Source organism: Caenibius tardaugens NBRC 16725, from assembly GCF_003860345.1.
Lineage (GTDB): Bacteria > Pseudomonadota > Alphaproteobacteria > Sphingomonadales > Sphingomonadaceae > Caenibius > Caenibius tardaugens.
Window position 1 is genome coordinate 2,094,033 of record NZ_CP034179.1, and the last position, 12,139, is coordinate 2,106,171.

The 12,139-nt window shown below is 64.9% G+C and carries 12 protein-coding genes; 1 reads left to right on the forward strand and 11 read right to left on the reverse strand.

From position 1 onward, the window contains the following. Positions 1-53: 53 nt before the first annotated feature. From EGO55_RS09655 to pabB, 9 genes are all read right to left on the reverse strand, one after another. A complete protein-coding gene (locus tag EGO55_RS09655) occupies positions 54-557 on the reverse strand; it encodes a GNAT family N-acetyltransferase (RefSeq protein ID WP_021689621.1) in 504 nt (167 codons plus the stop codon). Further along, positions 554-1,624 (reverse strand): GTP cyclohydrolase II, encoded by a 1,071-nt coding sequence (ribA, locus tag EGO55_RS09660; RefSeq protein ID WP_021689620.1) that lies wholly within the window; start codon positions 1,622-1,624, stop codon positions 554-556. Before ribA ends, EGO55_RS09655 begins: the two co-directional genes overlap by 4 nt. Beyond that, a complete protein-coding gene (locus tag EGO55_RS09665) occupies positions 1,621-2,412 on the reverse strand; it encodes an exodeoxyribonuclease III (RefSeq protein ID WP_021689619.1) in 792 nt (263 codons plus the stop codon). Before EGO55_RS09665 ends, ribA begins: the two co-directional genes overlap by 4 nt. 519 nt (positions 2,413-2,931) lie before the next feature. Continuing rightward, on the reverse strand, positions 2,932-3,546 hold the full coding sequence (locus EGO55_RS09670) for a LolA family protein (RefSeq protein ID WP_052023661.1): 615 nt from the start codon (positions 3,544-3,546) through the stop codon (positions 2,932-2,934). A gap of 124 nt (positions 3,547-3,670) precedes the next feature. Continuing rightward, positions 3,671-3,838 carry a 50S ribosomal protein L33 gene (gene rpmG, locus EGO55_RS09675; protein ID WP_021689617.1) on the reverse strand — a complete coding sequence of 56 codons (168 nt, stop codon included), beginning with the start codon at positions 3,836-3,838 and terminating at the stop codon, positions 3,671-3,673. A 124-nt stretch (positions 3,839-3,962) separates the two neighbouring features. Continuing rightward, entirely contained in the window at positions 3,963-4,385 is a 423-nt protein-coding gene (arfB, locus tag EGO55_RS09680) for an alternative ribosome rescue aminoacyl-tRNA hydrolase ArfB (protein WP_021689616.1), read from the reverse strand. Next, positions 4,382-5,059: an RluA family pseudouridine synthase gene (locus EGO55_RS09685; protein WP_021689615.1), complete on the reverse strand. Its 678-nt coding sequence runs from the start codon at positions 5,057-5,059 to the stop codon at positions 4,382-4,384. The genes arfB and EGO55_RS09685 overlap by 4 nt, the downstream gene beginning before the upstream one ends. A 67-nt stretch (positions 5,060-5,126) precedes the next feature. Further along, on the reverse strand, positions 5,127-6,302 hold the full coding sequence (locus EGO55_RS09690) for a pyridoxal phosphate-dependent aminotransferase (RefSeq protein ID WP_021689614.1): 1,176 nt from the start codon (positions 6,300-6,302) through the stop codon (positions 5,127-5,129). After that, positions 6,302-8,134 carry an aminodeoxychorismate synthase component I gene (gene pabB, locus EGO55_RS09695; RefSeq protein WP_021689613.1) on the reverse strand — a complete coding sequence of 611 codons (1,833 nt, stop codon included), beginning with the start codon at positions 8,132-8,134 and terminating at the stop codon, positions 6,302-6,304. The genes EGO55_RS09690 and pabB overlap by 1 nt, the downstream gene beginning before the upstream one ends. A gap of 147 nt (positions 8,135-8,281) precedes the next feature. Between pabB and EGO55_RS09700 the strand changes: the two genes are divergently transcribed. Continuing rightward, positions 8,282-9,880, forward strand: coding sequence for a helicase HerA-like domain-containing protein (locus EGO55_RS09700; RefSeq protein ID WP_021689612.1), 1,599 nt, complete (start codon positions 8,282-8,284; stop codon positions 9,878-9,880). 4 nt (positions 9,881-9,884) lie between these two features. Here the strand turns inward: EGO55_RS09700 and EGO55_RS09705 are convergent, their stop codons facing one another. Then, a complete protein-coding gene (locus EGO55_RS09705; protein ID WP_021689611.1) occupies positions 9,885-11,357 on the reverse strand; it encodes a sensor histidine kinase in 1,473 nt (490 codons plus the stop codon). 2 nt (positions 11,358-11,359) lie between these two features. After that, on the reverse strand, positions 11,360-12,136 hold the full coding sequence (locus EGO55_RS09710) for a response regulator (RefSeq protein ID WP_021689610.1): 777 nt from the start codon (positions 12,134-12,136) through the stop codon (positions 11,360-11,362). Between the last annotated feature and the right edge of the window lie 3 nt (positions 12,137-12,139).

Below are 12,139 nucleotides of genomic sequence, written 5' to 3' on the forward strand. Positions count from 1 at the left end.
TGGCGGGGTGATGGCAGAAAGACGGCGTGTAGGAAAATCGGCCCTGCGGCGGTTCAGCCGAATGCCGGGGCGTAGCGCACGTCCCCTGTGGGTGTGGGCCCTTGCAGGACCACGCGCTGGAAATAGGCAGGCGGTGGGCCGGGATAGGCCAGCCGGGGATCGTGCGTGAAACCGAACCGGCCATAGTAGCCGGGATCGCCCAGCACGACGCACCCCTGCGCAGCCCTTTCACCCAGACGGGCAAAGCCTTCGCGGATCAGTGCGGTGCCGATCCCCTTGCCCTGCCATGCCGGGGCCACCGATACCGGGCCGAGGCCATACCACCCCGGCGTGCCATCCGCGATGGTGACCGGCGAGAAGGCGACGTGTCCGATAATCGTCCCGTCGCTGTCCTGCGCCACCAGCGAGACGGTCAGGTCATCGTCGCCGCGCAGGCGTTCCACCAGTGCGGCTTCGGTCCCGTCGCTATGCGGTGCACCGGCAAAGGCTGCCGTGATCACCGCCCCGATGGCGGCATGATCGCCTGCCTGTTCGGGGCGGATCGCGGGCGGATTCACCGCAGCAGGTGCCCGGCGCGATCGCGCTTCGTGGCGAGGTAGTGTTCGTTGTGCGGGTTGGCGGGCAACTGGTGCGGCACCCGTTCGGCAATCGTGACACCCACGGCCGCCAGCGCATCGACCTTGGCCGGGTTGTTGGTCATCAGCCGGATGGCATGGACGCCCAGCAGATCGAGCATGCGCGCCGCGACCGGGAAATCGCGGGCTTCATCGGGCAGGCCCAGCCGGCGATTGGCATCCACCGTATCGAAACCCTGATCCTGCAGGCGATAGGCGCGCAGTTTGTTGATCAGGCCGATCCCGCGCCCTTCCTGCCGCAGATAGAGCAGAACCCCCCAGCCGCCCTGTGCCGCCTCGTCGGCCATGGCGTGCAGGGCGGCATCGAGTTGCGGCCCGCAATCGCATTTCAGGCTGCCGAGGATATCGCCGGTCAGGCATTCGGAATGGAGCCGGACCAGCGGCGCGCGGTCGCCCGATTGCCGCCCGATAATCAGCGCGACATGTTCGCGCAGATCGTCCGCGCTGCGAAAGGCGACGATTTCGGCGGTTTCGCAGGCGGCCACCGGCAGGCGCGCGCGCGTGGCGATGGATAGCTGCGCCATGTCCTTCCACGCGGCAAGGTCATCGGGAGCCACGGCCTGCGCCTCACCCGCATGGGCGGGATCGACCATGAACGCGGGCAGAATCCCCGCCAGCCGGGCCAGTTCCATCGCCGCGATCGCGCTGTCGCGCCATGGCAGCGTTTCGGCCAGAAACGGCCCCTTGAGCGGATTGCCGAGATCGAGCGCGGGATCGGCAATCGGCCGCGCGGTGGCCAGTGTGAACGGTTCCGCAGCCCGGATCAGCACAGGGGCGTGCGGCTCTGCCGCCTCGCGCTGGTTGGCGAGTTTCAGCGTGGCCGCGCGCGCGGCGGAAATCAGCATGTCGGCGGATGTCGCCCCGGCCGCAATCGCAGTTTCCACCGGCAGCAGCACCGGCCCGCCAGCCATGGCCAGGGGCCAGCCGTGGCGCAGGGCGTCAATCGCCTGTGCAACCCGGCGGGAACCGCTGACGGCGGGGTCGTTCACAGCGCGAATTCCGTAATCAGGGGCACGTGATCGCTCGGCTGGTCCCAGCGGCGCGTTTCTTCGACAATGCGGTGTGTGACCGATTGCTGCGCCAGATCGGGCGACGCCCACATGTGATCCAGCCTGCGGCCCTGGTCCTTGTCACGCCAAAAGGAACGATAGCTCCACCAGCTGTAATTGCGTTCGGGCGCGGGGATATGCTTGCGCCCCAGATCGACCCAGCCATGCGCATCGCCCAGGCGGGTGAGCGTTTCGACCTCAAGCGGTGTATGGCTGACGACCTTGAGCAGGGCCTTGTGGTTGTAGACATCGCATTCGAGCGGCGCGATGTTGAAATCACCCGTCAGGATGGTCGGCCGGTCCAGCGTGTCGGACCAGCGGGTCATGCGTTCGATGAAATCCAGTTTCTGTCCGAATTTGGGGTTCACCGTGCGATCCGCGATATCGCCGCCCGCCGGGATATAGACGTTCTCCAGCAGCACCCCTTGCCCCGGACCGAGCAATTCCACCCCGACATGGCGGGCCTCGCCGTTATCCTGCCAGTCGTGGCGCGAAAATTCGCGCATGGGGATGCGGCTGACCGTGGCGACGCCGTGATAGCCCTTCTGCCCGTGAATCGCGCGGTGGGTGTATCCCAGCCGTTCGAACATATCGTGCGGGAACAGATGCTCCGCGACCTTGATTTCCTGCAGGCACAGCACATCCGGCGCCTGTTCAGAAAGAAAGCGTTCGACCTGATCGATCCGCAACCGGACCGAATTGATATTCCATGTGGCAATCGTAACCATGGGCAGGGCTTTAGAGCATCGCGCGGAAAAGTGGGAACCGGTTTTCCGCAAAAAGCGATGCGGCGAAGAAACAGCATCGCGCGGAAAAGTGGGAACCGGTTTTCCGCAAAAAGCGATGCGGCGAGGAAACAGCATCGCGCGGAAAAGTGGGAACCGGTTTTCCGCAAAAAGCGATGCGGCGAAGAAACAGCATCGCGCGGAAAAGTGGGAACCGGTTTTCCGCAAAAAGCGATGCGATAAACCATGCCGCGTTTTGCATACGCGGCCGGTCGCGCTGAGTCCGTCGTACAGGGGCATCTGCGGAAACGATAAACCCCCGCCCCGGGGGCAAGTGGGGCGAGGGTTCGTTCGAGCGTTCGTCACGCTGACAAGGCGGCCTTGGGGAGAGGCTAGGGCAACAGGGGGGAAACCCGCCTCGATCCGCCTTGTGTTGTCATAGATAGGGTGTTCGGCCTTGCTACTCAATGAACAGTGTTGAACAATTTACCGTAGTGTCTGCACGCAACGGCGTTGTTCTGTTCAAGGCGTGCGACGACCCGTGGCGCGCGGATCCTTGTAGGTAAACGTGCTGTCAGGAACAGCCATACCGTACCGTTGATTCGAAAGGCGAATCGTCGTGCGCTTGTTCTGGGAATCGAGCGCCACCCAACTGGCCAGTTCCATCCCGCCGGGGGCAGCCGGGTTCTTCACGAACACCAGAGTGATGCGACCATATTCGGGGCGCTTGGGATCGTGCACCTCGACACTGCTGACGCCGGGGTTGCCGGTGGGGATCAGTTTGCCATAACGGCTGACATCGCGGCTGGGATCGAGCAGCGCGCCCAGCGGGCTGTTCTTGATCGGCCAGCGTTGCACCTGCCGCACTTCGTAGTCGATCATGGTGAGGGCCTTGCCATCACCGACGATCAGCACCGGCACGCTTTTTTCATACTGGAAACGGATCTTGCCCGGGCGCTTCAGCGTCAGCACGCCGGACATGCTTTGCCCCGCGCGATCGGTCTGCACGAAATCGGCGCGCATGGTCGAAATCGCGCGCAGCGCGGCAACGACCTGATCCATGTCCGCGCCGGGCGCGGCAAGAGCGGGCGTTGCGGGGGCAAGCAATACTGTCGCGGGGGTCGCCACGGCGGCCATGGCCGCCAGACCCCAGCGAATCAGCTTTTTCGGAGCAATGATCAAGTCGTTCAGCCCTTTCGCTATTGGCAGCGGGAAACGCTATTCTAGCGGGCTTGAACTGCTGGTGAACCCCTGTTCGGGTTTACTTGATCTTCGATTCCTTGAATTCGACATGCTTGCGCACGACCGGATCGTACTTACGGAAAGTGAACTTTTCCGTGGAGTTACGGGGATTCTTCTTCGTGACGTAGAAGAAACCGGTGTCGGCGGTGGAGACCAGCTTGATCTTGACGGTTGCGGGCTTCGCCATGGCGTATTCCTATATTCCTTAAGGCCGGTCTTTGGCCGAAAACACGAAAGCGGCGCACGCGGCACCGCCTCTACAGGGCGCGGCCAATGCGACAGGCGTGGGGAAAAGTCAAGCGATCCGGCGGCTACCAGTCGACCTTGCCGCGATTGGCCTTGACCGTGCCGCGCAGTTTCTTGCCTTCCAGCCGTTTCTGTTTGCCGACGCGGTTCAACTGGGACTTTTTGCGCTTCACCGGTTCGACTTCCGCTTTGGCGATCAGATCGGCCAGGCGGCCCCGCGCTTCCAGCCGATTCGCCTCTTGCGTACGGTGCGTGCGGGCCGTCAGCACGATTTCGCCGCGCGCGGTCATCCTGCTGCCAGCCAGCGCTTTCAGGCGGTGAAACACCGGCGGGGGCAGCCGCAGGGCGAAGACATCGATCCGCAATTGTACGGCAGTGGCGACCTTGTTGACATTCTGGCCCCCCGGCCCGGAAGAGGCGATGAAGCTTTCCTCGGCCAGCGCCAGCGCGCGGGCGACGATGTCGCTCTCGCTCGTGGGGGTGCTCACGGGGTCAGGTCGGCACTGTCCCAGTCGATCCCGAATCCGTGGAAATCGCCGGGCAAGGGGGCGGTTGCGGTGATGGCGTCCTTGCCGGTGCGGTGCAGGCCCAGCTTGTAGGCGTGCAGCATGGTGCGCCGCACCCGCGAATCGGGGCGCCCATAGACCGGATCGCCCAGCAGGGCATGGCCAAGGCCGGACGCGGTGTGGACGCGAATCTGGTGGGTGCGCCCGGTCACCGGGTGAAATTCGACTGCGGTAATGCCGTCCTGCACCGCCAGCCGGCGCCAGTGGGTAATGGCTGGTTTGCCCTTGCGGGCGGGGATCATTTTCCAGCCATCGGCGGCCGAGCTGATCTTGGACAGGGCCAATTCGATCGTGCCGGCCTCTTCCGCCAGTTCCCCGGCGATCAGCCCGACATAGGTCTTTTCGACCTGACGCGCCTCGAACGCGGCGGCAAAGCGTTTCAGCGCCTTGGGATTACGGGCCAGCAGCAGACAGCCCGAGGTGTCGGTATCGATGCGATGGACCGGCACCGGCGGGCGCTGGAATCCCAGCTTCAGTTCCTCGAGATAGTTTTCCAGGCTGGCCCCGCCCTTGCGCGGGCGTTCGATCGGCAAGCCGCCGGGCTTGTTGATGACCAGCGCTTCGCCATCCTCGAACACTATGGGGATGGTGGTCATACAGGGGGACTTTCAGCGTTGTGCGCCGCGGGGCGGCACGTGGGATAAGGGAAGGCGGGCGATCGCATCATGCCAGCGCTGCCGCAATGCGCGCCAGCGCTTCCTGCAACACGGCCTCGTCCGCCGCGAAACTGATGCGGAAACCGTTCCGACCGCCAAACGCGGACGCGGCGACAATCGCAACCCCGTGGTCGAGCAGATGCAGTGCCAGTTTTTCGTCGTCGCCGAACCGGTCCATCAGCGGGGTGGCATCGATATAGCAGTAGAATGCGCCATCGGGCGTCGGGGTGGACAGGCCGGGCACGGCGTTGATCGCCTGCACCACCATATCGCGCCGGGTGCGGAACCGCGCGGACCAGTCCTGCAGGAAATCCTGCGGCCCTTCGAACGCGGCGGCGGCCGCCGCCTGGCTGATGGAGCAGGGATTGCCGGTCGAATTGGATTGCAGCCGCCCCATGGCGTCGATCAGCCATTGCGGGCCGGTGGCCACGCCAATGCGGAAGCCGGTCATGGCATGGCTTTTCGACACGCCGGAGACGGTGCAGATGCGGTCTGCCAGATCGGGGCACAGCGCGGCCAGCGTGGCATGCGGCTGCCCGGTGTAATTGAGCGGCGCATAGATATCGTCGGACAGCACCATGACTTGCGGATGGCGGCGCAGCACTTCGCCAATCGCGCGCAGCATCTCGGCAGGATAGACCGCGCCAGTCGGATTGCCGGGGCTGTTGAGCAGCAGCCACTGGGTCGACGGGGTGATCAGGGCTTCGAGATCGGCGGCGTCGAAGCGGAAATTGTTGCCCGCATGGGTGATCAGCGGCACCGCCTTGCCCCCGGCGAAACGGATGATCTGCGGATAGCTGACCCACCATGGCACTGGCACGATCGCTTCTTCGCCCGCGCTTATCGTGGCCAGCAGCGCGTTGAAGATCGCCTGTTTGCCACCGTTGCAGACAATCACCTGTCCGGGATTCGTTTCTATCCCCAGATCGCGCCGGAAATGCAGCGCGGCGGCTTCTTTCAGCCGCGCGGTGCCGGTGACCGGGGTATAGCGCGTCTGCCCCGCGTCGAGCGCATCCTTGGCCGCCTGAATTACATGCGGGGGTGTGGCGAAATCGGGTTCGCCGACCGAGAGCGAGATGATATCGCGCCCCTGTTCGCGCAGGGCGGTGGCGCGGTCGGTCGCGGCATTGGTGCGCGACACTTCAATGCGCTGCAGCGCCTGGGACAACCGTGGCTGGATCATCAGAGCAACTCCGCCTTCATCAGCCCACGCAGGGCATTGCCGAGCAGGAATCCGCCCGCGAGATCGTCGAGCGTCAGTTCCGCCTCACGCGCCTTGCCGGCCTCGATCAGCGAATGGCGCAGCACGCCGGGCAACAGGCCCAGCCGGGCCGCAGGCGTCAGCAGCACGCCGTCATCCCCCTCGACGAAGATATTGGTAAAGCTGCCTTCGGTCACCAGTCCGTCATCGCGCAGCAGCAGCGCCTCGTCGGCACCGGCGGTGCGGGCAATCTGGAGCGCGCGATCATAGAGGCCGCGATCGTTGGTCTTGTGGCGCAGGCGCGTGTCGCCGGGATCGAGCGGCAGCGGCAGCACGGCGCAGCGCAGCGGTGCCGTGGAGACAGGCGGCAACGGCCCGGCTTCCAGCGCGGTCGCCCCGCTGCGTGCCAGTACCAGACGGATTTTCGCGGGCTGTTCCAGTTCAAAGCACACCGCATGGATATGGTTGCGCGTGGCGTGGCGGTCGAAAACAAACCCAAGCTCCCCCGCGCTTGTCTTCAATCGTTCAAGATGCAGTTCCAACAATGGTATTCCCTGTTCCGGATCGAAATGCATGGTTTCGATCAGGTCGCAGGCAGCGGCAGCAGACTGGCGCACGAAATCTCCCTTAACAAGGCACTCACGCCATTCCGGCAGGCATTGCGAATCCGCCACGACCGCCGACCCCACGCCGAGCACCGCATGGCCCGACCCGCCTTCCCCGGGGGTGAGCCGTAATGTCCGGATTGCCACATTGAAGGCCGCGCGGCTAGTTCCCTCTGCATCCGGGGATGCCAATTCCCGTGCGATCCAGCCGATCGCGCCGCAATAGGGGCCGCGCGGGCGTGGTTCGGTTTCATCGATCAGTTCCATCGCGCGGATTTTCGGCGCCCCGGTGATCGACCCGCAAGGAAAGATCGCGCGGACCAGGTCCATCGCCCCCATGTCCGGCAGCAAAGTGGCACGGATGGTAGAGACCATCTGGTGCACGGTCGGATAGGTTTCGACGGCGAACGGCGCATCCACCCGGACACTGCCCGGCGCGCATACGCGCGACAGATCGTTGCGCATCAGGTCCACGATCATGAGGTTTTCCGCGCGGTCTTTTTCCGAATGCGCCAGTTCGCTGGCCAATGCCGCGTCCTGTTCGGGCGTGCGTGCGCGGGGGCGGGTGCCTTTCATCGGCTTGGCCTTGGCCGAAGCCCCTTGCAAGGAAACGAACAATTCGGGCGAGAAGCTCAGCAGCCAGTGCGAACCGTCGAAAATCACCCCGCCATACCCGGCAGCGGCCTTCGGGCGGATCGCGGCATAGAGCGCCAGCGGATCGCCGCGATAGCTGCCTGCCAGCGGGAAAGTGAGATTGGCCTGATAGATGTCGCCAGCCTGGATCGCCGCGCGCAGGGCATCGAATTGCCGGGCATAGCCACCGGGGGAAACCTGCGGATCGAGCGGGCCAATTGCCGGGGGCGGGTACACCTGCCCGTGATCGGCCAGCCAGCGCGGCATGTCGGCAGCCGGGATGACCGTGTGCTGTGCGAACAGGCCCAGCCAGACCAGCGGGCCATCCGCGCCGGTCCGCGCGGCGGCCAGCGGCGCCAGCTTGGGTTCCAGCGCAAGCCCCGCTTCGTAGGCGAGATAACCGGCCAGCGCACCGCCTTGTTCGGCCAGCGCGGTATCGGCGGCGGCCAGCGTGGCCGCGACGTCTTCCGGGCGGCGGGCAATGAACAGCGCGCGCGGTTGCTCGAACAGGTGTGCGTCGCTCGCACCTTCTGCTCTCGCATCGTCAAGCAGGACAAAAACGTTTCGCGCGCCCATCGTCGATCGCCTTACTGCGCCCGTCGTGAAAAGAAACCCCGCCGCGTGTGGCATCATGCCATCGGCGGTGCTTGACGGCAATTTTTCCGCGTTCCACATCATGGGGCACAACGCGGCGCTGGCCGATCCTATTGGGAATTGAAACAGATGGGCGAAATCTTCATCGGGCTGGGCGCGAACGGCGAACGGCAAGTGCTCAATCTCCGTCGGGCCAATCGCCACGGGCTGGTGGCGGGCGCCACCGGGACCGGCAAGACGGTCACGCTGCAGGGGCTGGCCGAAAGCTTTTCCGCAGAAGGCGTGCCGGTGTTTCTGGCCGATGTGAAAGGCGATCTGTCGGGCATTTCCATGCCGGGGTCTTCCACCTTCAAGAACGCGGCCATCCTGGAAAGCCGGGCCAAGGAACTGGGCATGACGGATTATGCCTATTCCGATAATCCGGCGGTGTTCTGGGATTTGTTCGGGGAACAGGGCCATCCGATCCGCACCACGGTGTCGGAAATGGGGCCGTTGCTGCTGGCCCGCCTGCTCGATCTCAACGAAACGCAGGAAGGCGTGCTGAACATCGTCTTCCGTTATGCCGATGAACAGGGGTTGCTGCTGCTCGACATGGCCGATCTGCGGTCAATGCTTGCCTATACGGCGGAAAATGCGGCCGATCTGACCACCAAATACGGCAATGTGACCAAGCAGAGCATTGGTGCGATCCAGCGCCAGCTGCTTTCGTTCGAAAGCCAGGGGGCGGACCATTTTTTTGGCGAACCGGCGCTGGAAATCACCGATTTCCTGAAAGTGGACGACAAGGGGCGTGGCTATATCAACGTGCTCGCCGCCGACAAACTGATGCAGAGCCCCAAGCTCTACGCCACGTTCCTGCTGTGGTTGCTGGCCGAACTGTTCGAAGTGCTGCCCGAAGTGGGCGATCCGGACAAGCCGAAGCTGGTGTTCTTCTTTGACGAGGCGCACCTGCTGTTTGACGATGCGCCCAAGGCACTGCTCGACAAGATCGAACAGGTCGTGCGGCTGATCCGCTCGAAAGGGGTCGGGGTCTATTTTGTCACCCAGAACCCGATCGATGTGCCCGAAGATGTCGCCGGGCAATTGGGCAACCGCGTGCAACACGCGCTGCGCGCCTTTACCCCGCGCGACAAGAAGGCGATCAAGGCGGCGGCGGAAACCTTCCGCATCAATCCCGATCTCGATGTGGAAACCGCCATCACCGAACTGAAAGTGGGGGAAGCGCTGGTTTCCACGCTGATGGAAGACGGGGCGCCCTCGATCGTGCAGCGCACGCTGGTGAAGCCGCCGCGTTCACGGCTTGGCCCGATCGATGCGAAAGAACGCGCGATCATCCAGTCAATCAGCCCGGTGGAGGGCAAGTACGACACCCTGGTCAACCGCGAAAGCGCCGAGGAAATTCTGGCGCAGAAAGCGGCCGATGCCGCCGCCACGGCGCAGGAAGTGGCGGATGTGGGCGAAGCGGAAGTCGGCAAGCGCGAACGCAAATCGACCAGCCTGTGGGATGGGCTTGGCGGCAAGGTCGCCAAGGCGGCCGCCGGGGCCGCCGCCGCCAGCGCGGGGTCGATTCTGGCGAGCACGCTGCAAGGCAAGACCAGCCGCGCCAACCCCAAGGCCAGCGCGGCCAGCGCGGCGGCCGGCACGGCGGCGACCGAACTGGGCAAGGCTTTCGGCATTCCCGGCCTTGGCCGGTTTGCGCGCAATCTGATTGGCGGGCTGATGCGCTAAGGCGTTACGCCAGCGGCAGGCGCAGTTCGGCCAGCAGGCCCCCTTCGGGCCGGTTGGACAGCGTCAGCCGCCCGCCGTGCTGTTCCGCAATGGCGCGGGCCAGTGTCAGGCCCAGCCCGGCCCCGCCGGTGGTGCGGTTGCGCGACGGTTCGCGCCGGGCGAAGGGTTCGAACAGCCCTTCGATCTCGTCCGGCGGAATACCGGGGCCCTTGTCGGCGATGCGGATGACCGCTTCGTTGCCTTCTTTCTGCAAGGAGACTTCGGCGTTCCCGGCATAGCGCAGGGCATTGCCGATCAGGTTGCGCAAGGCCCGGCGCAGCCAGGTTTCGCGGATGGGCATGACCACGCGGTCCGTGCGGCCCAGAACCGCATTTTCGCCCATATCCTCGTATTCGTCGACCAGCGCCCCAACCAGTGCGGACAGTTCCGTTTTCTGCAGCGGATCGCTGGGCCGGCCAACCCGGGCAAGCGACAGGATATCGTCGAGCGTGCGGGTGATGTCTTCCACCGTCGCCGCCATTTTCTGGCGTTCAGTCTCGTTGGTCACGCTTTCGATGCGGATGCGGAGGCCCGCCAGCGGGGTCTTCAGGTCATGCCCGATCGCGCCCAGCATGACGTCTTTTTCGCGCAGCAGCGCGGCGATCCGGTCTTCCATCGCGTTGTGCGCAGTGATCAGGCGGCTGATATCTTCCGGCCCATGCGGGGCGAGTTGGCCTTCGGCCTCGCGCGTTTCGGCGAAATGTTCGACCCGGCTGGTCAGTTCGGCCAGCGGGCGGGTGATCCGCCGCAGCAACAGCGCCAGCAACCCGACAAGAATGCAGTACAACAGGACAGTCTGCCACAGCATCGTATGCAGGCTGTGCGGGACATTGTCCGGCAAGGCGATCCGGGCCACGGTCCAGTCCTGCCCGGGGGCCATGCGCAAGGCGGCCAGCAGGAACTTGCGATCCGCGATGTTCTGGTCTTCAGCGGGGTTATACCGCCGTTTGGCGCGTTCCAGCAGGAACGGATCGTCGGCCAGCGGCCGTTCGACCACGATCACGTCTGCCGGAGTAATGCCCTGTTCGGCCAGCAGGCTGACCAGGGCGGTTTCGCGGACAGTTTGCCGGGTCTCGTTCGCGCGCACTGGCAAATCGGGCGTGCGTTCCAGCCTTATCCGGCGCATGCCGCCGCCACGGTCGTTATTGCCATGATTGCCCGCCTGCGCGCGCGGTTCGTTGCCAGGCTGTTCGCCAGAGCGCGGCTCGGTATGCGGATCGCGCGCGGCGCGATCGGGCGGCGTATGCCCGCGGCCCTGGCTGGCTTCGTCCCCGCCGATCACGCGAAAGGCGATGGCGTTGAGTATCGAGGTTTCTCGGCGCTGTTGTTCGGCGCGCCACAACAGGGCGCCGGAAATGCCCTGCGCCACAAGCAGGGCCATCGCCACGGACAGCAGCATCTGTCCCAGCAGGCTACGGGGCCACAGGCGAAGGGTCATGGCTATGCGTTTCGCGCTGAATCGGGCAGGAACCGCTGCACGTCGGCGGCGAAGCGGTAGCCACCGCCCCACACGGTCTGGATCAGGCGGGGTTCGCCGCCGTTCTCGATCTTGCGGCGCAGGCGGCTGACCTGATTGTCCACCGCCCGGTCGAACAGATGCGCCTCGCGGCCCTGCACCATGTCGAGCAGGCGATCGCGGTCCAGCACTTGCCGGGGATGATCGAGAAAGGCCTTGAGCAAGCGGAATTCAGCGGACGAAATCGCGATAATCGCGCCTTCCGGATCGGTCAGCTGATGCTTCAGCGGATCGAGCCGCCAGCCTTCGAATTCGTACCAGGCGTCTTCTTCCGGCGCGGCGGCAGGGCGGGCGGCCCGGCGCAGCACGCTGCGGATACGGGCGACCAGTTCGCGCGGTTCGAACGGCTTGGTGACGTAATCGTCCGCGCCGATTTCCAGGCCGATGATCCGGTCGGTCGCTTCACCGCGCGCGGTCAGCAGAATGACCGGCAGGCTTTTGGTTTCCACCAGATGGCGGCACAGTGACAGGCCGTCCTCGCCGGGCATCATGATGTCCAGCAGGACGATGTCCGGCTTTTCCTGCAACAGCACGCTGCGGGCATCGGCGGCGCTTTGGGCCTGCAGCACGGCAAACCCCTGGCCGGACAGGTAGTCCGCCAGGGGTTCGCGCAGGTCCGGTTCGTCATCGACGATCAGGACGCGGGCGCCCGTGGTTCCCTGGCCTGTAGAGCCTTGAGGTGAGACAGGGGCGCCCGGCATCGC

What these genes read in the sequence shown, in the direction of transcription:
- EGO55_RS09685 (WP_021689615.1), bottom strand. Translation starts at nt 5,059, where the DNA reads ATGACCACCATCCCCATAGTGTTCGAGGATGGCGAAGCGCTGGTCATC.
- rpmG (WP_021689617.1), bottom strand. Translation starts at nt 3,838, where the DNA reads ATGGCGAAGCCCGCAACCGTCAAGATCAAGCTGGTCTCCACCGCCGAC.
- EGO55_RS09710 (WP_021689610.1), bottom strand. Translation starts at nt 12,136, where the DNA reads ATGCCGGGCGCCCCTGTCTCACCTCAAGGCTCTACAGGCCAGGGAACC.
- EGO55_RS09670 (WP_052023661.1), bottom strand. Translation starts at nt 3,546, where the DNA reads ATGGCCGCCGTGGCGACCCCCGCGACAGTATTGCTTGCCCCCGCAACG.
- EGO55_RS09700 (WP_021689612.1), top strand. Translation starts at nt 8,282, where the DNA reads ATGGGCGAAATCTTCATCGGGCTGGGCGCGAACGGCGAACGGCAAGTG.
- EGO55_RS09690 (WP_021689614.1), bottom strand. Translation starts at nt 6,302, where the DNA reads ATGATCCAGCCACGGTTGTCCCAGGCGCTGCAGCGCATTGAAGTGTCG.
- pabB (WP_021689613.1), bottom strand. Translation starts at nt 8,134, where the DNA reads ATGGGCGCGCGAAACGTTTTTGTCCTGCTTGACGATGCGAGAGCAGAA.
- EGO55_RS09705 (WP_021689611.1), bottom strand. Translation starts at nt 11,357, where the DNA reads ATGACCCTTCGCCTGTGGCCCCGTAGCCTGCTGGGACAGATGCTGCTG.
- EGO55_RS09665 (WP_021689619.1), bottom strand. Translation starts at nt 2,412, where the DNA reads ATGGTTACGATTGCCACATGGAATATCAATTCGGTCCGGTTGCGGATC.